Origin of the sequence: Pseudomonas sp. SIMBA_067 (genome assembly GCF_046534675.1) — a bacterium.
In the GTDB taxonomy this organism is placed as follows: Bacteria; Pseudomonadota; Gammaproteobacteria; order Pseudomonadales; family Pseudomonadaceae; genus Aquipseudomonas; species Aquipseudomonas putida.
This window is the reverse complement of sequence record NZ_JAWRYH010000010.1, coordinates 172,744-194,768: the sequence shown is the minus strand read 5'-3', so window position 1 is coordinate 194,768 and position 22,025 is coordinate 172,744. Positions and strand designations below refer to the sequence as shown.

At 63.8% G+C, this 22,025-nt stretch carries 20 protein-coding genes; 7 read left to right on the top strand and 13 right to left on the bottom strand.

Annotated elements, in window-relative coordinates:
- The first annotated feature begins 306 nt into the window (after positions 1-306).
- The gene (locus SB765_RS21370) at positions 307-2,373 is read left to right on the top strand and encodes an AsmA family protein (protein WP_410911943.1); all 2,067 of its coding nucleotides are present in this window, start codon (positions 307-309) and stop codon (positions 2,371-2,373) included.
- A 110-nt stretch (positions 2,374-2,483) separates the two neighbouring features.
- Here the strand turns inward: SB765_RS21370 and SB765_RS21365 are convergent, their stop codons facing one another.
- Together SB765_RS21365 and osmE are read right to left on the bottom strand one after the other, a co-directional pair.
- Positions 2,484-3,014: a bacterioferritin gene (locus tag SB765_RS21365; protein WP_049274600.1), complete on the bottom strand. Its 531-nt coding sequence runs from the start codon at positions 3,012-3,014 to the stop codon at positions 2,484-2,486.
- A gap of 42 nt (positions 3,015-3,056) precedes the next feature.
- Positions 3,057-3,398, bottom strand: coding sequence for an osmotically-inducible lipoprotein OsmE (osmE, locus tag SB765_RS21360; protein WP_016501854.1), 342 nt, complete (start codon positions 3,396-3,398; stop codon positions 3,057-3,059).
- Positions 3,399-3,521: 123 nt separating this feature from the next.
- Here osmE and SB765_RS21355 point away from each other — a divergent pair, with 123 nt between their 5' ends.
- Positions 3,522-4,412: a triacylglycerol lipase gene (locus SB765_RS21355; RefSeq protein WP_341796894.1), complete on the top strand. Its 891-nt coding sequence runs from the start codon at positions 3,522-3,524 to the stop codon at positions 4,410-4,412.
- On the opposite strand, the gene SB765_RS21350 is transcribed toward SB765_RS21355, so the two are convergent.
- Complete coding sequence (locus SB765_RS21350; protein ID WP_341796893.1) at positions 4,409-5,281, bottom strand: DMT family transporter; 873 nt, start codon at positions 5,279-5,281, stop codon at positions 4,409-4,411. The genes SB765_RS21355 and SB765_RS21350 overlap by 4 nt on opposite strands.
- A 251-nt stretch (positions 5,282-5,532) precedes the next feature.
- Here SB765_RS21350 and SB765_RS21345 point away from each other — a divergent pair, with 251 nt between their 5' ends.
- The 3 genes from SB765_RS21345 (at position 5,533) to SB765_RS21335 (ending at position 7,749) form a co-directional block, all read left to right on the top strand.
- Positions 5,533-6,321 carry an AraC family transcriptional regulator gene (locus SB765_RS21345; protein ID WP_341796892.1) on the top strand — a complete coding sequence of 263 codons (789 nt, stop codon included), beginning with the start codon at positions 5,533-5,535 and terminating at the stop codon, positions 6,319-6,321.
- A gap of 62 nt (positions 6,322-6,383) precedes the next feature.
- On the top strand, positions 6,384-6,671 hold the full coding sequence (locus SB765_RS21340; RefSeq protein ID WP_341796891.1) for a PsiF family protein: 288 nt from the start codon (positions 6,384-6,386) through the stop codon (positions 6,669-6,671).
- A gap of 70 nt (positions 6,672-6,741) precedes the next feature.
- Positions 6,742-7,749, top strand: a complete 1,008-nt coding sequence (locus tag SB765_RS21335) for an AI-2E family transporter (protein ID WP_016501849.1) — start codon at positions 6,742-6,744, stop codon at positions 7,747-7,749.
- 37 nt (positions 7,750-7,786) lie between these two features.
- Here SB765_RS21335 and SB765_RS21330 read toward each other — a convergent pair whose 3' ends face one another.
- Positions 7,787-9,058 (bottom strand): Hsp70 family protein, encoded by a 1,272-nt coding sequence (locus SB765_RS21330; RefSeq protein WP_410931865.1) that lies wholly within the window; start codon positions 9,056-9,058, stop codon positions 7,787-7,789.
- A gap of 164 nt (positions 9,059-9,222) precedes the next feature.
- Here SB765_RS21330 and cbpA point away from each other — a divergent pair, with 164 nt between their 5' ends.
- Together cbpA and SB765_RS21320 are read left to right on the top strand one after the other, a co-directional pair.
- Positions 9,223-10,176: a curved DNA-binding protein gene (cbpA, locus tag SB765_RS21325; protein ID WP_410911948.1), complete on the top strand. Its 954-nt coding sequence runs from the start codon at positions 9,223-9,225 to the stop codon at positions 10,174-10,176.
- Between the two features lie 2 nt (positions 10,177-10,178).
- Positions 10,179-10,484 carry a chaperone modulator CbpM gene (locus tag SB765_RS21320; protein WP_016501846.1) on the top strand — a complete coding sequence of 102 codons (306 nt, stop codon included), beginning with the start codon at positions 10,179-10,181 and terminating at the stop codon, positions 10,482-10,484.
- Between the two features lie 68 nt (positions 10,485-10,552).
- Here SB765_RS21320 and SB765_RS21315 read toward each other — a convergent pair whose 3' ends face one another.
- The 9 genes from SB765_RS21315 to SB765_RS21275 all read right to left on the bottom strand — a co-directional run bounded on the left by SB765_RS21315 (position 10,553) and on the right by SB765_RS21275 (position 22,001).
- On the bottom strand, positions 10,553-11,068 hold the full coding sequence (locus SB765_RS21315) for a GNAT family N-acetyltransferase (RefSeq protein WP_410911950.1): 516 nt from the start codon (positions 11,066-11,068) through the stop codon (positions 10,553-10,555).
- A 31-nt stretch (positions 11,069-11,099) separates the two neighbouring features.
- Positions 11,100-11,798 (bottom strand): urea ABC transporter ATP-binding subunit UrtE, encoded by a 699-nt coding sequence (gene urtE, locus SB765_RS21310; RefSeq protein WP_043200837.1) that lies wholly within the window; start codon positions 11,796-11,798, stop codon positions 11,100-11,102.
- Between the two features lie 114 nt (positions 11,799-11,912).
- Positions 11,913-12,770 carry an urea ABC transporter ATP-binding protein UrtD gene (gene urtD, locus SB765_RS21305; protein WP_338745388.1) on the bottom strand — a complete coding sequence of 286 codons (858 nt, stop codon included), beginning with the start codon at positions 12,768-12,770 and terminating at the stop codon, positions 11,913-11,915.
- Positions 12,767-13,846 (bottom strand): urea ABC transporter permease subunit UrtC, encoded by a 1,080-nt coding sequence (urtC, locus tag SB765_RS21300; protein WP_258654149.1) that lies wholly within the window; start codon positions 13,844-13,846, stop codon positions 12,767-12,769. The genes urtD and urtC overlap by 4 nt, the downstream gene beginning before the upstream one ends.
- Entirely contained in the window at positions 13,846-15,333 is a 1,488-nt protein-coding gene (gene urtB, locus SB765_RS21295) for an urea ABC transporter permease subunit UrtB (protein WP_410931864.1), read from the bottom strand. The genes urtC and urtB overlap by 1 nt, the downstream gene beginning before the upstream one ends.
- Positions 15,334-15,471: 138 nt before the next feature.
- Positions 15,472-16,737, bottom strand: coding sequence for an urea ABC transporter substrate-binding protein (gene urtA / locus SB765_RS21290; RefSeq protein WP_016395201.1), 1,266 nt, complete (start codon positions 16,735-16,737; stop codon positions 15,472-15,474).
- 188 nt (positions 16,738-16,925) lie between these two features.
- On the bottom strand, positions 16,926-18,332 hold the full coding sequence (gene cycA / locus SB765_RS21285) for a D-serine/D-alanine/glycine transporter (RefSeq protein WP_016501840.1): 1,407 nt from the start codon (positions 18,330-18,332) through the stop codon (positions 16,926-16,928).
- A 176-nt stretch (positions 18,333-18,508) separates the two neighbouring features.
- On the bottom strand, positions 18,509-19,876 hold the full coding sequence (locus tag SB765_RS21280; RefSeq protein WP_410931863.1) for a PepSY-associated TM helix domain-containing protein: 1,368 nt from the start codon (positions 19,874-19,876) through the stop codon (positions 18,509-18,511).
- A gap of 58 nt (positions 19,877-19,934) precedes the next feature.
- Positions 19,935-22,001 (bottom strand): TonB-dependent copper receptor, encoded by a 2,067-nt coding sequence (locus SB765_RS21275; RefSeq protein WP_410931862.1) that lies wholly within the window; start codon positions 21,999-22,001, stop codon positions 19,935-19,937.
- Between the last annotated feature and the right edge of the window lie 24 nt (positions 22,002-22,025).

Below are 22,025 nucleotides of genomic sequence, written 5' to 3'. Positions count from 1 at the left end.
TACGGAGCCAATGCTACGCTCGGTAACGCCAGAGAGAAGTTCATACGGGTAATGGTAACAATCGACCGCATTGATAGAGGTTTGCAAGCGCTCTAGGCAGCGCCATACAGGTCGGGTGATGACGATTTTGGTTGGGCTGTTGCCGGGTAGCAGGCATCGCTTGGCGCGACGTATTGCTGAGCAAAAGGCCAGGAAAACTTCGCTATCATGGCGCTCTCGATAAAACCCCACGGGTTTTCCACAGTCCGACATATTGACTGCCATCGCTGCACCCGTTTTGTGCCATACCGCAAGGAGAATCACGCAATGACGCGTCCCGCCAGAATCCTCCTCTGGGCCCTCGCCACCCTGTTAACCCTGCTGGCGATTCTGGTGGTGGTGATCGCCACCTTCGACTGGAACCGCGTAAAACCCCTGCTCAACGAAAAGGTTTCCGAGGCCCTGCACCGGCCCTTCGCAATCAACGGCAACCTGGCCGTTCACTGGCGCACCGAGCCTGAAGAGGGTGGCTGGCGTGCCTGGGTGCCATGGCCGCATTTTATTGCCGAGGACCTGACCCTGGGCAACCCGGACTGGCTCAAGGAACCCAAGATGGTCGGCCTGGAGCGCGTGGAGTTCCGCCTGGCGCCGTTGCCGCTGCTGTTCCAGCAGATCAGCATCCCGCGCATCGACCTGACCAAGCCCACTGCCAGCCTCACCCGCCTGGCCGATGGCCGTGCCAACTGGACGTTCGACTTCGGCCCCAAGGATGAAAACGCAGAACCGTCCAAATGGCAGCTGGATATCGGTGCGATCGGTTTCGACCAGGGTAATGTCAGCTTCGACGACCAGACCCTGAAAACCAGCATGAAGGTGCAGATCGACCCGCTGGGCAAGCCGATCCCGTTCAGCGACATTGTCGGCAAGGCCAGCGCGGAGAAGGCCGGTGGTGCACAGGATTACGCCTTCGGGCTCAAGGCCCAAGGCCGCTACAAAGGCCAGCCGGTGTCCGGCACCGGCAAGATCGGCGGCCTGCTGGCCCTGCAGGACGCCAGCCAGCCTTTTCCGCTGCAAGCCGACGTGCGCATCGCCGACACCCATGTAGTGCTCGCCGGCACCCTGACCGACCCGCGCAACCTCGGCGCGCTCGACCTACGCCTTCGCCTGTCCGGTGCCAGCCTGGGTAACCTCTACCCATTGACCGGGGTAACCCTGCCAGATACCCCGGCCTACTCGACCGACGGCCGCCTCAGCGCCAACCTGCATGCGCCGCAAGGCGCAACGTTCAACTACCAGGGCTTCAACGGCAAGATCGGTGACAGCGACATCCACGGCGACCTGGCCTTCGTCGCCAGCCAGCCACGGCCCAAGCTGTCCGGCAACCTGGTGTCCAACCAGTTGCTGTTCAAGGACCTGGCGCCACTGATCGGCGCCGACTCCAACGCCGAGCAGAAGGCACGTGGTGGTGCCAGCAAGCAGCCGACGGGCAAGGTGCTGCCGGTTGAAGAATTTCGCACAGAGCGCTGGCGCGCGATGGACGCCGACGTCACCTTTGCCGGCAAGCGCATCGTGCACAGCACGCAACTGCCGTTCAACGACCTTTCGGCCCATGTGATGCTTGAGGACGGCCTGCTGCGTCTGGAGCCCCTGCGTTTTGGTGTGGCCGGCGGCAACCTGGCCTCCAAAATCCGTCTGGATGGTCGCAGCGTGCCTTTGCAGGGCCGCGCCCAATTGACTGCCCGGGGCTTTAAGCTCAAGCAGCTGTTCCCCACTTTTGCGCCGATGCAGACCAGCTTTGGCGAGCTGAACGGCGATGCCGACATCAGCGGCCGCGGCAATTCGGTTGCGGCCTTGCTGGGGACGGCCAATGGCGACCTGCGCATGCTGATCAACGATGGCGCGATCAGCCGCAGCCTGATGGAGATCGCCGGCTTGAACGTGGGCAACTATGTGGTCGGCAAGCTGTTTGGTGATGAGGATGTGAAGATCAATTGCGCGGCGGCTGATGTGGGTATCAAGGATGGCCTGGCGACTACGCGGCTGTTCATCTTCGATACCGAGAACGCGATCATCTACATCAACGGCACGGCCAATTTTGCCTCCGAGCAGTTGGACTTGAAGGTGACCCCGGAATCGAAAGGCCTGCGGCTGTTCTCGCTGCGTTCGCCGCTGTATGTGCGCGGGCCGTTTGCCAAGCCCAATGCCGGCGTGCAGGCGTTGCCGCTGGCACTGCGCGGGGCGGGAATGGTGGCGCTGGGTGTGGTGGCCGGGCCGGCAGCGGGGTTGCTGGCGCTGATTGCGCCCAGCAGCGGGGATGATCCCAACCAGTGCACGCCGCTGTTGCAGCAGATGAAGGCGGGCAAGGCGCCGGCTGCAGTGAAAGGGCGGAAATAGCGGGGGCCGCTCTGCGGCCCATTCGCGGCACAAGGCCGCTCCTACAAGGGATCGCTTACCCCTGTAGGAGCGGCCTTGTGCCGCGAATGGGCTGCAAAGCAGCCTAGCGATTACAGCCCTTGCAGCAGGTCGGACATGTCGTCCGCGTGCTCTTCTTCCTGGGCCAGGATGTCTTCGAAGATGCGTCGGGTGGTCGGGTCCTTGTCGCCGATGTACTGGATGATCTCGCGGTAGCTATCAATGGCAATCCGCTCAGCCACCAGGTCTTCCAGCACCATCTCCTTCAACGAATTACCCGCCACGTACTGGGCATGGGAGTTTTTTGTCAGGTTATCGGGGTTGAAATCCGGCTCGCCGCCCAACTGCACGATGCGCTCGGCCAGCTTGTCGGCATGTTCGGCTTCCTGGTTTGCATGCTCCAGAAATTCCTCGGCAGCCACGCTGGCCTTGATGCCACTGGCCATGAAGTAGTGGCGCTTGTAGCGCAGCACGCAGACCAGCTCGGTGGCCAGCGATTCATTTAGCAGGCGCAGGATTTCCTGACGGTCGGCGTGGTAACCCTCGGTCACCGCGCCTTGCTCCACATGCTGGCGGGCACGTTCGCGCAGGGTTTTCACATCGGTCAGTTCAACGTTGCTCATGTTTATCTCCAGGCGGATCAGGGTCAGGGTGGTGACGCAGGCTTACGCGCCGGGGACGGCGTCGCTGTCCTCTTGGCGTTGTTTACAGGTCTTGAACCCTTTGGCATCGACGTGGCCGGTGGCATCGAAGCGCACGTAGTAGGGCTGTTGCTTGCCGTCACGGTTGAGGATGTAGTCGTTGCAGGTACCCCCGTGCGGCAGGTCGATCACGTTCGACGGGCTGCCGCCGATGGCGATGACCTTCTGCATGGTCATGCCGTGCTCCACCTGCTTGACCAGCGGTTCGTCGCGGTAGGTGACGTAGTCCACCGGGTTTTCCGGGCGGCTGCCGCAGGCGGCCAAGGTGGCGCTTGCCAGAAGGATTGCCAGGGTCTGCTTGTACATGGTCCCGCTCCTTGCAAAGGGTCTGTGTGGTTTGGAACCACAGCGCGCGCCGGGAGTTCGATTGCGATGGTCATGATTGGCGCTGTAGTGTTGGCCGGTCGTCCACGGAAAGGGGCTGGGGCAATGCAGCAGGAATTGGCCACGCGATACCCGTTGGTGCTGGTGCCGGGCATGCTCGGGTTTGTCCGGCTAGTGCTCTACCCCTACTGGTTCGGCATCGTGCCTGCCCTGCGCAAGGGCGGGGCGCAGGTGTTCCCGGTGCAGGTTTCGCCGCTGCATTCCAGCGAGGTGCGCGGCGAGCAGTTGCTGGCGATCATCGAAGACATCTGCCAGCGCACCGGCGCCGACAAGGTCAACCTCATCGGCCACAGCCAGGGCGCCCTGAGCGCCCGTTACGCAGCGGCCAAGCGGCCTGGTCGGGTGGCTTCGGTCACCTCGGTGGCCGGCCCCAATCACGGCTCGGAACTGGCCGACCACCTTGATCGCACGGCACCGGGCCATTCACCCCAAGGGCGTATCCTGAAGGCCGTGCTGCATGGCTTTGCCGTGTTGCTGGTGTGGCTGGAAACCGGCTGGCGCCGCGACCCGCTGCCGGTCGATGTGCATGCCTCGCACCAGGCGCTGACCAGCGCCGGGGTCGCGCTGTTCAACCAGGCTTATCCACAGGGCCTGCCTAACACTTGGGGCGGGGAAGGGGCCTATGAGGTCAATGGCGTGCGCTACTACTCGTGGTCCGGCACCTTGCAGCCCGGGTTGACTGACCAGGGGCGCAACCGCTTTGACGGCAGCAACCGCTTCTGCCGCCTGTTCGCGCGCAGCTTCGTCAAGGAAAAGGGCCAGTGCGACGGCATGGTCGGGCGTTTCAGTTCGCACCTGGGGCAGGTGATCGGCGATGACTATCCACTTGATCACCTGGATATCGTCAACCAGTCGCTCGGCGCCGTGGGCAAGGGCGCCGAGCCGGTGCGGCTGTTCACCGAGCATGCAGCCCGGCTCAAGGCAGCCGGGCTTTAGCGGCGTATCGGCGTGGTCCAGCGCTCAGCCAGCACCACACCGACCAGGGTCAGCACGCCGCCGACCAAGTGGTAACTGGCCAGTTGCTCGTCCAGCACCACGGCGGCGATCAGTGCGGTGACCAGCGGCAGCAGGTTGAAAAACAGCGTGGTGCGGCTTGGGCCCAGGCGGTGCACGGCCTGCATCCACAGCAGCGGCGCGATCATCGAAGCCAGCACGCAGGCGTACAGCACCAGGCCGATGTTATGGCTGTGCAGGCCCGTCTTTTCCGACAGCAGGTACAGCGGCAGCAGCACCACGATTGCCACCAGCACCTGCAAGTACAGCAACTGCAGCGGTGGCAGGCGCAACTGCCATTTCTTCAGCAGAAAGCTGTACAGCGCGTAGGCCAGGGTGGCCACCAGCATCAACAGGTCGCCGCCGTTCAGGCCCTGTTCCAGCAGGCTGGCGGGGTAGCCGGCACTGACCACTTCCAGCACGCCGAAAAATGACACCACCGCCCCCAGCAGGGCGCCGTAGCTCAGGCGCTGGCCCAGCCAGGCGATGGACAGCGCCAGCGACATCAGCGGCATCAGCGAGAGGATGATGCCCATGTTGGTGGCGCTGGTGATGCCGGCGGCGAAGTAGGCCAGGCTCTGGTACATCGCCATGCCCAGCACGCCCAGCACGAACACTTTGCCCAGGTGCGGGCGAATGGCTGCGCGGTTGCGCCACACGGCGGGCAACAGGAACGGCGTGAACAGCAAGCCGGCCAGCAGCCAGCGGTAGAAGCCGATTTCGGCAGGGTGGATGGCGCCAGCGGACATCTTGGTGACCACGGTGTTGCCGGCCCAGATGAGGATGGCGGTGAGGGGGAACAGGTAATTCATGTTGCAGGTACTCGGTATGGCGGTTTTGGGGCGAGTCGTACTGCTTGCGCGGTCCCTGTAGGAGCAGCCTTGTGCTGCGAAAGGGCCTGTGTGGGCGAAAGATCTTTCATGACGGTGCCGGCCTCTTCGCAGCACAAGGCTGCTCCTACAGGGGCTCGATGTGGCTGCCGGCCCCGGTACCAGCCATTATCAACTGTCTGTTCATAAGCCTATACTCCTATCCAGACAACCCACCCCGCAAAGCAGACAGCATGCCGCGCAAACTCCTGGATATCCCCCAATTCACCCAACTGCCGGCCCCGGTGTACTTCCGCCACGACGAGTTCGTTGCCGACACCCACAGCGCCGTGCACTGCCACGCCTGGGGCCAGCTCAACTACTCCGCTCACGGCGTGATGCACCTGGATGTGGCCGGCCAACGTTTTCTGTCACCGCCGCAATACGCTGTTTGGGTACCGCCCGACACCGCCCATGGCTGCTACAACCCGCAGGCCATCGTCTACCGCTCCATCTATCTCGACCGCAGCCTGTGCACAGCCCTGCCGCAGCAACCGTGCAGCCTGATGATCAGCGATATCCTCAAGGCCATCCTTGGCGACTTCGCCCGGCGTGACCTGAAGGTGGCCGAGGACGAGCGCGACCAGCGCCTGGTGCAGGTACTGCTCGACCAGTTGCTGCTGGCGCCCACCCAGGCCTGCTACCTGCCGTTTGCCCACAGCGATGGCCTGCGCCAGGTACTCGATGGCCTCGGTGCCGAGCCCGGTGACAACCGCCCGCTGGCCGATTGGGCCGCCCGCGTGCATGTCAGCGAACGCACCCTGGCCCGCCAGTTCTTGCGCGAACTGGGCATCAGTTTTGGCGAATGGCGCGTGCGCCTGCGTTTTCTGCGTGCCATCGAAGCGCTGGAGGCTGGCCTGCCGATTCAGGCGATTGCTTTCGACCTTGGCTACAGCAGCGCGTCGGCGTTCATCGCCATGTTCCAGCGCCAGGCCCAGTGCACCCCCGAGCAGTACCGTCGGCAGGCCCGGGCGGGGCGCTGAAATTCTTGGCTACACTCTGCTCGACCCCCGTGCGTCGGGCACGGAGCCAAGGAGACCACTCCATGAAAGTGCTGCAAATTCCATTGCTGGTGTTGGCGGTGTTGTTCAGCGCCCAAGGCTTCGCGGCCAATACCGCGCAGCAGGAAAAAATGAAAACCTGCAACGCCGACGCCACTACCAAAGCCCTGAAGGGCGATGAACGAAAAGCCTTCATGAGCACCTGCCTGAAGAAGGACGTGCCACAAACCCAGCAGGAGAAGATGAAGACCTGCAACGCCGACGCCACCACCAAAGCCCTGAAGGGTGACGAGCGCAAGGCGTACATGAGCGACTGCCTGAAGAAGAAATGACCTGCGCCTATGCCTGCGCCGCCAAGGCTGGCAGACTGCGGGCATTCCCGCTGTCTGCCGTCGAGGCTGTATGACCTTTACCCCCCGTCAGATCACTCTGGCCAGCCTGATCATCGTCATGGCTGGCCTGCTGCTGGCTTTGCCGCTGAAGTTGTTGCCCAGCCTGCTGGCCGGCCTGCTGGTGTTCGAACTGGTCAACATGCTGACCCCGCGCCTGCAACCGCTACTGGCCGGCCAACGCGCGCGCTGGCTGGCCGTAGCGCTGCTCGGTACGTTGGTGGTCATTACCTTGACGCTGTTGATTGCCGGTGCCTTCAGCTTCTTGTTGCACGAGGCGGAAAACCCCGGCGCCTCGCTGGACAAGTTCATGGCCCTGGTGGAGCGTGCCCGCGGTCAGCTGCCGCCCTTCATCGAGGGCTACCTGCCCGCCAGTGCCGCTGAGTTCAAGGTGGCCATCGGTGACTGGATCAAGAGCCACCTGAGCGACTTGCAACTGGTGGGCAAGGGCATGGCACACATGTTCGTGACGCTGCTGATCGGCATGATCCTCGGCGCGATCATCGCCTTGCAGCGCATCCCCGATGTTTCCCGGCGCAAGCCTCTGGCGGCAGCGCTGTTCGAACGGCTGAACCTGCTGGTGAAGGCGTTTCGCAACATCGTGTTCGCGCAAATCAAGATCTCGCTGCTCAACACGGCCTTTACCGGCATCTTCCTGGCGGTGGTGATGCCGCTGTTCGGCGTGCACCTGCCGCTGACCAAGACGCTGATCGTGCTGACCTTCCTGCTGGGCTTGCTGCCGGTGATCGGCAACCTGATGTCCAACACCCTGATCACCATTGTCGGCCTGTCGCTGTCGATCTGGGTGGCGGCGGCAGCGCTGGGTTACCTGATCGTCATCCACAAGGTCGAGTACTTCCTCAACGCGCGGATCGTTGGCGGGCAGATCAGTGCCAAGGCTTGGGAACTGCTGCTGGCGATGCTGGTGTTCGAGGCGGCATTCGGGCTGCCCGGCGTGGTGGCGGGGCCGATCTACTATGCCTACCTGAAGAGTGAGCTGAAGCGCGAAGAGCTGGTCTGACAGATTGCCGGGGCTGCAAAGCAGCCCCAAAAATGGCTCAGGCTGCGCCGTAACGCTTGCGGGCTTCGATGGCCAGGCCGCTACCAATGCTGCCAAAGATGTTGCCTTCCACATGCCGCGCATTCGGCAACATCGCCGACACACTGTTGCGCAGCGCCGGAATGCCGCTGGAACCGCCCGTGAAGAACACTGTGTCAACCTGGCTTTCGCTCACGCCAGCCTTGGCCAGCAGCTCGGTCACACTGCCGCGCACGCGCTCCAGCAGGCCTTCGATCGCCTCTTCGAACAGCGCACGGGTCAGCGCTGCGGTCAGTTCGGGCTCGACACGGCGCAGGTCGATGTGGCGGCTGTCTTGCTCGGTCAGCTCGATCTTGCTGGCCTCCACTTCCATCGCCAGCCAGTGCCCGGCGCGCTGCTCGATCAGCTTGAACAGGCGGTCGATGCCGAAACTGTCCTCGATGTCATAGCGCATGCTGCCCAGCGCCAGCTGCGACTTCTGCGAGTACAGGGTGTTGATGGTGTGCCAGGTGGCCAGGTTAAGGTGATAGCTGGTGGGCATCAGCGCGCCGCTTTTCATGCGGCTGCCGTAGCCGAACAGCGGCATCACGCCTTGCAGGCTCAGCTGCTTGTCGAAGTCGGTACCGCCGATGTGCACGCCGCCGGTGGCGAGAATGTCGCTTTGGCGTTCGGCGATCAGGTGGCGCTCGGGCGACAGGCGGATCAACGTGAAGTCCGAAGTACCACCACCGATGTCGACGATCAGCACCAGTTCTTCACGGCTGATGCCCGACTCGTAGTCGAAGGCCGCAGCAATCGGCTCGTACTGGAACGACACATCCTTGAAGCCGATCTTGCGCGCCACGTCGGCCAGGGTGTCCTCGGCCTCCTGGTCGGCAGCCGGGTCTTCGTCGACGAAGAACACCGGGCGGCCCAGCACCACCTGGTCGAATTCGCGGCCAGCGGCGGTTTCGGCGCGCTTTTTCAGCTCACCGATGAACATGCCCAGCAGGTCCTTGAACGGCAGGGCACTGCCCAGCACGCTGGTGTCGTGCTTGATCAGCTTGGAGCCCAACAGGCTCTTCAACGAGCGCATCAGGCGGCCTTCGTAGCCTTCCAGGTATTCGTGCAGTGCCAGGCGGCCATACACCGGGCGCCGCTCTTCGATATTGAAGAACACCACCGAAGGCAAGGTGATCTTGCCGTCTTCCAGGGCAATCAGCGACTCCACGCCAGGGCGGTGCCAGCCGACCGTGGAGTTGGAGGTGCCAAAGTCGATGCCCAGGGCGCGGGCCGGGGATACGTCAGACATGGGAAATCAGCTTCCGGAAGGAAAACGGCCGCGCAGTTTATGCCACTTGGCTACAGAATCAAGACCAGTCGTCTGCCATGGCGCAAACCCAAGGCGGTCTTGAAAGGCTATGCTTGACCCCTATCTTCTGTTGCAACACGCACATTCACATTGGTGATCCACAGATGGACTTCAAAGACTATTACAAGATACTCGGCGTAGAGCCCACGGCGGACGACAAGGCGATCAAGGCCGCGTACCGCAAGCTTGCGCGCAAGTATCACCCCGATGTCAGCAAGGAGCGCGACGCCGAGGACAAGTTCAAGGAGGCCAACGAGGCCTACGAAGTGCTGGGCGACGCGCAAAAACGTGCCGAGTTCGACGAAATTCGCAAGTACGGCGGCCAACATGGCCGGCCGTTCCAGGCACCACCGGGCTGGGAGAGCCGTGGCGGTGGCGGCGGCTTCGAGGGCGGCGACTTCTCCGACTTCTTCAGTTCGGTCTTCGGTGGACGGGGTGGCAACCCCTTCGGTGGTGCCCGGCAGCAGCAACGCAGTGCCGGCAGGCGAGGGCAGGATGTGGAGCTTGAACTGGCTGTGTTCCTTGAAGAGACCCTGAGCAAGGAGTCCAAGCAGATCAGCTTCCAGGTGCCGCAAACCAATGCCTTGGGCCAACGCACCGGCTTCACCACCAAGACCCTGAACGTGAAGATCCCGGCCGGTGTGACCGACGGTGAGCGTATCCGCCTCAAGGGCCAAGGCGCGCCAGGCAGCGGTGGTGGGGCCAATGGTGACCTGTTCCTGACCATCCGCATGGCACCGCACCCGCTGTTCGATGTCGAAGGACATGACCTGATCATCACTGTGCCGCTGGCACCGTGGGAGGCGGCGCTGGGCACCAAGGTTGCGGTGCCGACCCTGGAAGGCAAGATCAACCTGACCATCCGCCCCGACAGCCAGAGCGGCCAGCGCCTGCGTGTACCGGGCAAGGGCCTGGCGAACAAGAGCGGCGAGCGCGGCAACCTTTATGCGCAACTGAAAGTGGTCATGCCGCCGACCTCCGACGAGGCTGCCCGCGAATTGTGGGCCAAGCTTTCCGAGAAAGCGGCGTTCAACCCGAGGACACAATGGAGTAAGTGATCATGAGCAGCACCCTGATCGTTCAACTGGACATGCGTACCTTGTGTCAGGAAGCCGATGTCACGGCGGACTGCGTGATCGAGATCGTCGAACACGGCATTGTCGAACCCTCCGGGCGAACGCCTGAGGACTGGTTGTTCGACGATCAGGCGCCGTTGGTGGCCAAGCGCGCGGCGAAGCTGCACCAGGAGCTGGAACTGGAGTGGGAAGGGGTGGCGCTGGCGCTGGAGCTGTTGCAGGAAGTGCAGCAGTTGCGCAGCGAGAACACCATGCTGCGCCAGCGGCTGGGCAGGTTTACCCAGATGTAAACGCTGCATCGTCCCCTGTAGGAGCGGCACAAGGCCGCTCCTACAGGGATCGCGTCAGGCCTAAGTGCTCAGTTGGGTTCGGCTCCGGGGTTCAGTACCAGCTGCATGAAGGTCAGGTCCAGCCAGCGGCCAAACTTCACCCCCACCTGCGGCATCTGCCCGGTCACCACGAAGCCCAGCCGCTCATGCAGGCGCACCGACGCCGCATTGCCACTCTCGATGGCCGCCACCATCACATGCTTGCCACACCCGCGCGCACGCTCCACCAGCGCTGCCATCAACACCGGCCCCAGCCCTTTGCCACGCTGGTCTGCGCGGATATACACCGAGTGCTCAACGGTGTTACGAAACCCTTCAAACGGCCGCCAGTCGCCAAACGAGGCATACCCCAATACACCCGTCTCATCCACTGCCACCAAAATGGGATACCCCTGCTGCGCCCGCGCTTCAAACCAAGCCTGACGGTTGCCGAGGTCAACCGGCGTTTCGTTCCAGATCGCCGTGGTGTTGCGCACCGCGTCGTTGTAGATGTCGAGGATGCCCGGCACGTCGGTGGGCAGGGCGTCGCGGATTTCGTAACTCATGACAGCGTCTCGCAGGGTCGTTGCTCGCAGATTAAATGGTTACCAGCCCGCGCACACCTTCGGCTTGCATGTTTTCGCCGCGGCCATGTTGCACGATCTCGCCACGGGCCATGACCAGGTACTGGTCGGCCAGTTCTTCGGCAAAGTCGTAGAACTGCTCCACCAGCAGGATCGCCATGTCGCCACGCTGGGCCAGGCGGCGGATGACCGCGCCGATCTCCTTGATCACCGAGGGCTGGATACCTTCGGTGGGCTCGTCGAGAATCAGCAGCCGTGGGCGGCTGGCCAGGGCGCGGCCGATGGCCAGCTGTTGCTGCTGGCCGCCAGACAGGTCGCCGCCACGGCGCTGTTTCATTTGCTCCAGCACCGGGAACAGTTCGTAGATGAAGGCGGGCACTTCGCGGGCCTCACGGGCCGGGAAGCGTGACAGGCCCATCAGCAGGTTTTCCTCGACGGTAAGGCGCGGGAAGATTTCACGACCCTGGGGCACGTAGGCGATGCCGGCCTGGACCCGTTGCTGGGGCTTGAGGCTGGTGATCGGCTTGCCCTCCCATTCGATGCTGCCGTCACGGGCGGGTACCAGGCCCATCAGGCAGCGCAGCAGGGTGGTCTTGCCCACGCCATTGCGGCCCAGCAGGCAGGTGACTTCGCCGACCTTGGCTTCGAAGGACAGGCCGCGCAGGATGTGGCTGCCGCCGTAGTACTGGTGCAGGGTGTCGATCTTGAGCATGTGAGTGTTCCTGAAAGAGTTACTGTGCCTGTACTGGCCCTTTCGCGGGCTTGCCAGCTGCCACAGGTGAAGCGCAAAGCTTGCCGGCGATAGGGCCGGTACAGGCTTCAATGTCTAGCGGCCCAGATACACCTCGACCACCCGCTCATCCGCCTGCACCTGCTCCAGCGACCCTTCTGCCAGCACACTGCCCTGGTGCAGCACGGTCACATGGTCGGCAATGCTGCCGACAAAGCCCATGTCATGCTCCACCACCATCAGCGAATGCTTGCCAGCCAGGCCCTTGAACAGCTCGGCGGTGAACTCGGTCTCGGCATCGGTCATGCCGGCCACCGGCTCATCTAGCAGCAGCAATTGCGGCTCCTGCACCAGCAGCATGCCAATCTCTAGAAACTGCTTCTGCCCGTGCGACAGCAAGCCGGCCTGGCGCTGGGCCAGGGGCAGCAGGCGCAAGGTGGTCAGCACTTCTTCGATGCGCTGGCGCTGCTCGCCACCCAGGCGCGCGGCCAGGCTGGCCCACACCGACTTGTCGGTCTTCAGCGCCAGCTCCAGGTTTTCGAACACCGTCAGTGCCTCGAACACCGTGGGCTTCTGGAACTTGCGGCCAATGCCGGCCTGGGCGATCTGGTATTCGCTCATGCGGGTCAGGTCGAGGGTGTCGCCAAAGTAGGCGCTGCCAGTGTCGGGGCGGGTCTTGCCGGTGATCACGTCCATCATCGTGGTCTTGCCGGCGCCGTTGGGGCCGATGATGCAGCGCAGTTCGCCCACGCCGATATACAGGTTCAGCCCATTGAGAGCCTTGAAACCGTCGAAGCTGACGCTGATGTCCTCCAGGCTCAGCACCGTGCCGTGGCGGGTGTCGAGGCCGGCCTTGCGGCTTTGGCCCAGGCCGATCGCTTCGCGACCACTGCCGAGGGTGTCGAACACCGGTTCGAGCATGAACTCAGGGTGTACCGGGGGCACGCCTCTCATGGCTGGCTCCTTTTCTTCAACAGGCCGACCACGCCCTTGGGCAGGTACAGGGTGACAAGGATGAACAGCGCGCCGAGGAAGAACAGCCAGAACTCCGGGAAGGCCACGGTGAACCAGCTTTTCATGCCATTGACCAGGCCGGCGCCGAGCAGCGGGCCGATCAGCGTGCCGCGCCCGCCCAAGGCTACCCACACGGCGGCTTCGATGGAGTTGGTCGGCGACATTTCGCTGGGGTTGATGATGCCCACCTGCGGCACATACAGCGCGCCCGCCAGGCCGCACAGCACGGCGCTGAGCACCCACACCAGCAACTTGAAACCGCGTGGGTCGTAGCCGCAGAACATCAGGCGGTTTTCGGCGTCGCGCACGGCGGTGAGCAGGCGGCCGAACTTGCTGCGGGTCAGGCGCCAGCACAGGTACAGGCTGGCCAGCAGCAGGCCGACAGTGAGCAGGAACAGCACCGCGCGGGTACCTTGGGCGGCTATGTCGAAGCCGAGGATGGTGCGGAAGCTGGTGAAGCCGTTGTTACCGCCAAAGCCGGTTTCGTTGCGGAAGAACAGCAACATGCCGGCAAAGGTCAGGGCCTGGGTCATGATCGAGAAGTACACGCCCTTGATCCGCGAGCGGAAGGCGAACCAGCCGAACACCAGTGCCAGCAAGCCGGGCGCCAGCACCACCAGGCACAGGGCCCAGGCGAAATGCTGGGTACCGGCCCAGTACCACGGCAGCTCGGTCCATGACAGGAAAGTCATGAACCCCGGCAGGCCGTCACCCGCCGCCTGGCGCATCAGGTACATGCCCATGGCGTAGCCGCCCAGGGCGAAGAACAGGCCGTGCCCCAGCGACAGCAGGCCGGCATAGCCCCAGACCAGGTCCAGGGCCAGGGCGACGATGGCGTAGCAGAGGATCTTGCCGACCAGGGTCAGGGTGTACGCCGACACCTGCAGCGCGTGATCCGCCGGCAGCAGCGACAACAGCGGCAGGGCCAGCAACAGCAGCACGACGATGGCGCCGATGGCCAGGGTCAGGCGCGGCCCGGCCTTTTGCGTAGCGGTGACAAGCAGTGGCTGGTTCATCAGTCGATTACCCGTCCCTTGAGGGCGAACAGGCCTTGCGGGCGCTTCTGGATAAACAGAATGATCAACGCAAGGATGAGGATCTTGCCGAGCACGGCACCGATCTGCGGCTCCAGCAGCTTGTTGGCGATGCCAAGGCCGAACGCGGCCCAGAGGCTGCCGGCCAGCTGCCCGACACCGCCCAGCACCACCACCAGGAACGAGTCGATGATGTAGCTCTGGCCCAGGTCCGGGCCGACGTTGCCGACCTGGCTCAGGGCCACGCCACCAAGCCCGGCGATGCCAGAACCCAAACCGAAGGCAAGCATGTCGACGCGCCCGGTGGACACGCCGCAGCAGGCGGCCATGTTGCGGTTCTGGGTGACTGCGCGCACGTTCAGGCCCAGCCGTGTGCGGTTGAGCAGCAGCCAGGTGAGCAGCACCACGGCCAGGGCGAAGCCGATGATCACCAGGCGGTTGTACGGCAGCACCAGGTTGGGCAGCAGCTGAATGCCACCCGAGAGCCACGCCGGGTTGCTCACCTCGACGTTCTGCGCGCCAAACAGTAGGCGGATGGCCTGGATCAGCATCAGGCTGATGCCCCAGGTGGCCAGCAGGGTCTCCAGCGGGCGGCCGTACAGGTGGCGGATCACGGTGCGTTCCAGCGCCATGCCGACCCCGGCACTCACTGCGAAGGCCACCGGCAGGGCAATCAGCGGGTAGAACTCGATGGCGCCCGGGGCATAGCGCTGCACCAGCACTTGGACCATATAGGTGCTGTAGGCGCCGAGCATCAGCATCTCGCCGTGGGCCATGTTGATCACCCCGAGCAGGCCGAAGGTGATGGCAAGGCCGAGCGCCGCCAGCAGCAGGATCGAGCCTAGCGACAGGCCGCTGAAGGCCTGGCCGAGCAGTTCGCCCACCAGCAGCTTGCGTTTGACCTGGGCCAGGCTGGTTTCGGCAGCGGTGCGCACGCCCGGGTCGGCTTCAGCGTTGGGTTGCAGCAGCGCTTCGAGGCGGGTGCGGGCCAGCGGGTCACCGGTTTCGCCCAGCAGGCGCACGGCGGCCAGGCGTACTGCCGGTTCGCTGGCGCCCAGTTGCAGGTTGGCCAGGGCCAGGCCGATGGCGGCGTGCACGGCGGCATCCGGCTCGCTGGCGAAGCGCCGGTCGAGGAAGGCCATTTGCGCGGGCTGTGCGCTTTTTTGCAGTTGCTGGGCGGCGGCCAGGCGCGTTTCGCTGTTGTCGCTGAGCAGCTGGTGGCTGGCCAGGGCGTTGTCGATCAGGCCGCGCAGGCGGTTGTTCAGGCGCACCTTGCGGGTGTCGTCAGTGGCAATGCGGCCCTGGCGCAGGTTGTCGAGCAGTGGCAGGCGCGCGGCATCGGGTTGCGCCGCCCAGCTTTCGAGCAGGCGGGCCTGCTCGGCGGGCTTGGCGGTGAGGAAGAATTCGCCCTCGCTGGCCTGGGTGGCCATGGGGAGTAGCAGAAGCAGGGTGAGCAGCATTCTGAGCATGCGGGCAATCCTGGAATACAGTGGTGGATTCTTCGCGGGCTTGCCCGCTCCCACAGGTATTTCACTGGTCCAGAGGGCAGTGGGGACCTGTGGGAGCGGGCAAGCCCGCGAATGGGCCGCATAGCGGCCCCAGTGCACTCAGTTACCTTTCACTGCGTAGTCAGGTCGCTTGTCATTCCCTGGAATGAACGGGCTCCAAGGCTGCGCCCGCAGCGGCTGCTCGGTTTCCCACACCACACTGAACTGCCCGTCATCCTGGATCTCGCCGATCATCACCGGCTTGTGCAGGTGGTGGTTGGTCTTGTCCATGGTCAGGGTGAAGCCCGACGGTGCCTTGAAGCTCTGCCCGGCCAGTGCTTCACGTACCTTGTCGACGTCGGTGGACTTGGCCTTCTCGGCGGCCTGCGCCCACATGTGGATGCCCACGTAGGTGGCTTCCATCGGGTCGTTGGTCACCGCCTTGTCAGCGCCTGGCAGGCCCTTGGCCTTGGCGTAGGCCTTCCAGTCGGCGACGAACTTCTGGTTCACCGGGTTATCCACCGACTCGAAGTAGTTCCACGCTGCCAGGTGCCCCACCAACGGTTTGGTGTCGATGCCGCGCAGCTCTTCTTCGCCCACCGAGAACGCCACCACCGGCACGTCGGTGGCCTTCAGGCCCTGGTTGGCCAGTTCTTTGTAGAACGGTACGTTGGAGTCGCCGTTGACCGTGGAAATCACCGCCGTCTTGCCGCCGGCGGAGAACTTCTTGATGTTGGCAACGATGGTCTGGTAATCGGCGTGGCCGAACGGCGTGTACACCTCTTCGATGTCCTTGTCGGCCACGCCTTTGCTGTGCAGGAAAGCGCGCAGGATCTTGTTGGTGGTGCGCGGGTAGACGTAGTCGGTGCCCAGCAGGAAGAAGCGCTTGGCGCTGCCGCCGTCTTCGCTCATCAGGTATTCGACGGCAGGAATGGCCTGCTGGTTGGGGGCGGCGCCGGTGTAGAACACGTTCGGCGACATCTCTTCACCCTCGTACTGCACCGGGTAGAAGAGCAGGCCGTTGAGCTCTTCGAACACTGGCAGCACTGACTTGCGCGACACCGAGGTCCAGCAGCCGAACACCACCGCGACCTTGTCCTGGGTCAGCAGCTGGCGGCTCTTTTCAGCGAACAGCGGCCAGTTGGAGGCCGGGTCGACCACCACCGGTTCGAGCATCTTGCCGTTCACGCCGCCCTTGGCGTTGATCTCGTCGATGGTCATCAGCGCCATGTCCTTGAGCGAGGTCTCGGAAATGGCCATGGTCCCCGACAGCGAATGCAGGATGCCAACCTTGATGGTCTCGGCGGCCTGGATGCTCCAGCTCAGGCCCATCGCCGCAATCGATGCGCTGAGGGTAAAAGCCTTGATCAGACTGCGACGCTTCATGTGCTCTCTCCGCTGAGTTTTTTAGAGTGTTGGGCAAGCGGGGAGGGGCGTTGCAAGGGGTGTGCCTAGTGGCGAAATGGGCGTAATAGAGGGGTTGTGCGAGGTGTTGGGGCGTTTGCGAGGTCCAGGTTGGTGCCTGGGACATTGATGTGCACAGGATTGGGGCTGCAGAGCAGCCCCCGAGGCTATCAGCCGTTGCGCACAGCCGAACGCGGATGGCGCCTGCTGCGTACAAACTGATAGGTCACCGCCAGCAATACGAACCAGATCGGCGTTACCACCAGCGCTGAACGCGTGTCTGCCTCCAGGCTCAGCAACACCAGAATGAAGGCAAAGAACACCAGGCACACGTAGCACATGAAGCGCCCGCCCGGCATCTTGTACTTCGACGCCTGATGCAGCGCCGCGCGGTTTTTGCGGTACTTCAGGTACGACAGCAAAATCAGCGTCCACACGAACATGAACAGCACCGCCGAAACCGTGGTCACCAGGGTGAACGCCTCGACCACGTTCGGCACCAGGTAGATCAGCACTGCACCGAGCAGCAGGCAGGTGCAGGAGAAGTACAGGCCGTTGGCCGGCACCGAGCGGCTCGAAAGCTTCTCGAACGCCTTGGGTGCATCACCCTCCTGGCTCAGGCCGAAGAGCATGCGGCTGGTGGAGAACACGCCGCTGTTGGCCGACGAGGCCGCCGAGGTCAGTACCACGAAGTTGATGATGCTGGCCGCCGCTGGAAGGCCGGCCAGCACGAACAGCTCGACGAACGGGCTCTTGCCCGGGACCACGTCGCGCCATGGGGTGACGGCCATGATCGCGATCAGCGCCAGCACATAGAACACGATGATGCGGATCGGGATCGAGTTGATCGCCCGCGGCAGGGTGCGCTCCGGGTTTTTCGCTTCGGCGGCGGTGGTGCCCACCAGCTCGATACCGACGAAGGCGAACACGGCGATCTGGAAACCGGCGAAGAAACCCATCAGCCCATGGGGGAACATGCCGCCGTCATTCCACAGGTTGGCCAGCTGTGCAGTGCGCCCGCTGGGCGAGGTGAAGCCGGTGATGACCATGTACAGGCCGGTAGCGACCAGGCCGAGGATGGCGATGATCTTGACCAGGGCGAACCAGAACTCCATCTCGCCGAACATTTTTACCGTCACCAGGTTCAGCGACAGCAGCAGCCCTACGCAGGTCAGCGCCGGTATCCACTGCGGCAGGTCGGGGAACCAGAACTGTGTGTAGGCGGCGATGGCGACCACGTCGGCGATACCGGTGACCACCCAGCAGAACCAGTAGGTCCAGCCGGTGAAGTAACCGGCCCAGGGGCCGAGCAGGTCGGCCGAGAAGTCGATGAACGATTTGTAGTTGAGGTTCGACAGCAGCAGTTCGCCCATGGCGCGCATGACGAAAAACAACATGAAGCCGATGATCATGTAGACGAAGATGATCGACGGGCCCGCCAGGCTGATGGTCTTGCCCGAGCCCATGAACAGGCCGGTACCGATCGCGCCGCCGATGGCGATCAGCTGGATGTGGCGGTTGGTCAGGTTGCGTTGCAGGTGCTGCTCTTCTTGTGGTTTTGGTGAAATTGCGGTCATAAGCTGCATTCCCTTGAAAGTCGCCGGCTAGGCTAACACGGGCGTTCCAATTCGAGATCGCGACAGATCGCCACGATTTTCAGATGGCAGCCGTGCTTCAGTAGGAAAAGTTCGACACCTTCGCCGGCCTCTTCGCGGGCAAGCCCGCGAAGAGGCCAGTGCAGGTTATGCAGGGCTCAGGCGCTGGCCAGCTCCCGACGGCGGCGCACCACCAGGCTGTCCACCACCCACATCACCACCATCGATACGCCCACCAACGGGAACATAAGCCCCAGCACCAGCATCACCCCCACCGCCGCCTTCCAGCGCGGCAGGTCATGGCGCAGCGGCGGCACACCCAGCCCGCCTTCAGGCCGGCGCTTCCACCACATCACCAGCCCGCTCACCGACCCCAGCAGAATCATCAGGCACACCAGCAGGATGATGATCTGGTTGAACGCCCCGAACATCTTGCCCTCATGCAGCATCACCCCCAGCTCGGTGGCGCGGGCGACCGGGCTGTAGTCCTGCCAGCGCACATCGGCCAGGACCTTGCCGGTGTACTGGTCGACATGCAGGGTGGCGTCGTTGCGAGGGTCGTCGGCGAACACGGCAATGGTGAACACACCGTCTGCCGTGGTCGGCAGGGTAATGCTGTAGCCCGGCTCGACCTGGCGGGAGGTGGCGATGTCTTCGACCTGCTGCACGCTCACCTGGGGCGCTGCGGGCATGTCCGACATCATGTGGTGCCCGGCGTGTTCGGCGTGTGCGCCGGACTGCGGCATCGGCGTGTTTTCCACCGCCCAGGGCACGGTCTGGCGGTGGGCACTATTAAGCTCACCCGCCTGCTGGTCCGACTTGGGCACGTCGTTCCACATGGCTGCCGGGAAACGGTTCCACAAATCGGCGTACTGCTTGCCCCAAAGCCCGGTCCAGGTCATGCCGCTGACCAGCATCAGCAACAGCAAGGCCGAGCCCCAGAAGCCGGTAACCGCGTGCAGGTCGCGCCAGAACAACCGGCCGCGTGCCGACAGCCGTGGCCATAGCACGCCAGCGCCATTGCGCCCGCGTGGCCACCAGAGGTACAGGCCCGACACCACCAGCACGATGCCCCAGCCTGCGGCCAGCTCCACCAGGCGGTCACCGACCGTGCCGACCATCAGCTCGCCATGCAGGGCGCGGGCAATGGCCTGCAGGTTCTGCTTGGCGTCCTGCTCGCCGAGGACCTTGCCGCTGTACGGATCGACGAACACGTTCAGTTCGCGCCCGCTGTCATGCACCACGAACTGCGCACTGCGCTCGGCGTTGATGGGCGGCAGGTACTGGCCGACGTGGCCTTTGGGGTAAGCCTGGCGCACTTCCGCCAGCATCGCATCGGCGCCCTGTCGGTGGTGGCCGGCTTCGACCACCATCAGGTTGCGGTACAGCAGCGGGTCGAGCTGCGGCTTGAACAGGTAGATGATCCCGGTGATCGCCAACAGGATCATGAACGGGGCCACGAACAGCCCCGCATAAAAGTGCCAACGCCAGGCCAGGTTATAGAAATTGGTGCGTGTTCCTCTCATGGGAACCTCCTGTTTGACCAGCAGATGGGCGCAACCGAGGCTGCGCCCGTGGTTGTTGTCAGAAGCTGAAGTCGACCTTGGTCCAGAAGGTCCTGCCTGGCTCGTTGACCGGCTGTGGATCGGTAGCCGGGTAGCCGAACCCGGCGTTCCCGGCCAGGTTCAAGTGCTCGGCGTAGGTTTTGTCGAACAGGTTGTCGACCCCTGCGCTGAGCTTGAGGTTTTTGTTCACCTTGTAGGCGCCGTTCAGGGAGAACACGCCGAAGCCGGCGCTCTTGTCGTAGTCCTTGCCGACCACGTTGCCCTGGTTCTCGGCAATGCGGTTTTGCGCCGCCACCAGCCGCCACAGTGCACCGACGCTCCATACATCGCGGCTGTAGGTCAGGCCGAGGCGGCTTTCCAGGGGTGGCATTTGCGGTAGCGCTTTGCCATCACTGCTGTTCTTGCCCCAAGCGTAGGCCAGCGTGCCGTCGGCCTTCCAGTTTTCGGTCAGCTGGTAGGCGGCACCCAGTTCGCCGCCCATGATGCGGGCGTCGATGTTCTGTGCCTGCGAGGTGCTCATGCCCATCATGCCCGTGCGGTAGTCGAACAGGATGTAGTCGCGGATTTGCCCGACATAGCCCGAAGCCCAGGCTTCCAGGCGCTCGGTGCGGTACTGGATGCCGAAGTCGAGCTGGGTGGTCTTCTCTGGCTTGATGCCGTCAAAGGCATTTGCTGCACCGGGCGGTGCCAGCTTGGGCGAGAACAGCTCCCAGTAATCGGGGAAACGCTGGGCATGGCCGAGGCCGATATAGGTGGTGGCCGGGATGGCTGCCAGGTCGTGCTCGTAGCGTATGAAACCGCTGGGCAGGGTGTCGGCGCGGCTATCACCTTCTGTGGCGCTGCCTTTACGGAAGTCTCGGGCCGAGGGGCGGTCCAGGCGGGCACCGGTGATCAGCCGGTCTTCACCGCTGACGTACCAGGTCAGTTCGCTGAAGGCACCGTAGTTGTGGAAGTCGGCGTCCTTGGTCCAGGCCTGGCCCTTGTGTGCGTCTACGCCCATGCCCCCACGCTGGCGATGTTCGTTGGTTTGCGCGTCGATGCCACTGATCAGCTGCACATCGGCCCAGCGCCAGGTGGCCTTGATGCGTGCGCCCATGGTGCGACGGTCGACGTTGCTGACCATCGGCATGCCCATCATGCCGCTGCCCGATGGGGTACGCAGGCTGTAGTTGTCCATCACATGGTCGGCGTAGTTGTAGTAGACCTGCGCCTCGACCTTGTCGAGCACCTCACCAAGGTTGGACTTTTCAAAGCGCAGGCCCAGGCTTTCACGCTTGAACTGCGAGCCGTCCATGCCGCGCCCGGCATAGCGGGCCTCGCCATCGCCCTTGCCGGCCGTCAGCTCCAGCAGGGTGTCCTGGTCGGGCGTCCAGCCGAGGGCGACATCGCCGTTCCATTTTTCCCAGCGCGACGGCACGGTGTCGTTGTTGCCGTCGTGGTAGTCATCCGAGCGCGACTGGTTGCCGACGAAGCGGGCGTAGGCCTGACTGTTGCCGGCGGCGGCATCCAGCACCTTGTCGAAGCGGCCGTTGGAGCCGGCCAGCAGGCTGGCGTTTACCCGGCTGCCGAGGGTGCCGAACTTTTCGGGTTCACGTTCGAAAAGAATGGTGCCTGCCGAACCGCCCGGGCCCCAGATCACGCTTTGCGGGCCTTTGATCACGGTCAGGCGGTCGTAGGTTTCCGGCGAAATATAGGACGTGGGCGCGTCCATGCGGTTGGGGCAGGCGCCCAGCATCAGGCCGCCATTGGTGAGGATATTCAGGCGCGAGCCGAACATGCCGCGCAACACCGGGTCACCGTTGGTGCCGCCGGCACGGATCGCCGAGAAGCCGGGGATGGTCTTCAGGTAGTCGGCGCCGTCGCTGGCCGGCACTGGCTGGCGCGGGTCTTTCGGGTTGGTGACCACGGTCAGCGGCGAGCTCGGGGCCACGGCGGTGATTACCGTCGGGCTCAGCTCGGGTGCGTCGTGCGCATGGCCTTCATGGCCAGTTTCGGCGGCCAGGGCCACGGGCGCGAGCAGCGAGCCGCACACGGCGGCGAGGGCCCCACGCAGGGACAAGGCAAAAACAGGGGTACAGCCGGACATAATGATTCCAGTCGATCAGTCATG

Coding starts and splice junctions, on each gene's coding strand:
- SB765_RS21370 (WP_410911943.1), top strand. CDS start 307: ATGACGCGTCCCGCCAGAATCCTCCTCTGGGCCCTCGCCACCCTGTTA.
- SB765_RS21365 (WP_049274600.1), bottom strand. CDS start 3,014: ATGAGCAACGTTGAACTGACCGATGTGAAAACCCTGCGCGAACGTGCC.
- osmE (WP_016501854.1), bottom strand. CDS start 3,398: ATGTACAAGCAGACCCTGGCAATCCTTCTGGCAAGCGCCACCTTGGCC.
- SB765_RS21355 (WP_341796894.1), top strand. CDS start 3,522: ATGCAGCAGGAATTGGCCACGCGATACCCGTTGGTGCTGGTGCCGGGC.
- SB765_RS21350 (WP_341796893.1), bottom strand. CDS start 5,281: ATGAATTACCTGTTCCCCCTCACCGCCATCCTCATCTGGGCCGGCAAC.
- SB765_RS21345 (WP_341796892.1), top strand. CDS start 5,533: ATGCCGCGCAAACTCCTGGATATCCCCCAATTCACCCAACTGCCGGCC.
- SB765_RS21340 (WP_341796891.1), top strand. CDS start 6,384: ATGAAAGTGCTGCAAATTCCATTGCTGGTGTTGGCGGTGTTGTTCAGC.
- SB765_RS21335 (WP_016501849.1), top strand. CDS start 6,742: ATGACCTTTACCCCCCGTCAGATCACTCTGGCCAGCCTGATCATCGTC.
- SB765_RS21330 (WP_410931865.1), bottom strand. CDS start 9,058: ATGTCTGACGTATCCCCGGCCCGCGCCCTGGGCATCGACTTTGGCACC.
- cbpA (WP_410911948.1), top strand. CDS start 9,223: ATGGACTTCAAAGACTATTACAAGATACTCGGCGTAGAGCCCACGGCG.
- SB765_RS21320 (WP_016501846.1), top strand. CDS start 10,179: ATGAGCAGCACCCTGATCGTTCAACTGGACATGCGTACCTTGTGTCAG.
- SB765_RS21315 (WP_410911950.1), bottom strand. CDS start 11,068: ATGAGTTACGAAATCCGCGACGCCCTGCCCACCGACGTGCCGGGCATC.
- urtE (WP_043200837.1), bottom strand. CDS start 11,798: ATGCTCAAGATCGACACCCTGCACCAGTACTACGGCGGCAGCCACATC.
- urtD (WP_338745388.1), bottom strand. CDS start 12,770: ATGAGAGGCGTGCCCCCGGTACACCCTGAGTTCATGCTCGAACCGGTG.
- urtC (WP_258654149.1), bottom strand. CDS start 13,846: ATGAACCAGCCACTGCTTGTCACCGCTACGCAAAAGGCCGGGCCGCGC.
- urtB (WP_410931864.1), bottom strand. CDS start 15,333: ATGCTCAGAATGCTGCTCACCCTGCTTCTGCTACTCCCCATGGCCACC.
- urtA (WP_016395201.1), bottom strand. CDS start 16,737: ATGAAGCGTCGCAGTCTGATCAAGGCTTTTACCCTCAGCGCATCGATT.
- cycA (WP_016501840.1), bottom strand. CDS start 18,332: ATGACCGCAATTTCACCAAAACCACAAGAAGAGCAGCACCTGCAACGC.
- SB765_RS21280 (WP_410931863.1), bottom strand. CDS start 19,876: ATGAGAGGAACACGCACCAATTTCTATAACCTGGCCTGGCGTTGGCAC.
- SB765_RS21275 (WP_410931862.1), bottom strand. CDS start 22,001: ATGTCCGGCTGTACCCCTGTTTTTGCCTTGTCCCTGCGTGGGGCCCTC.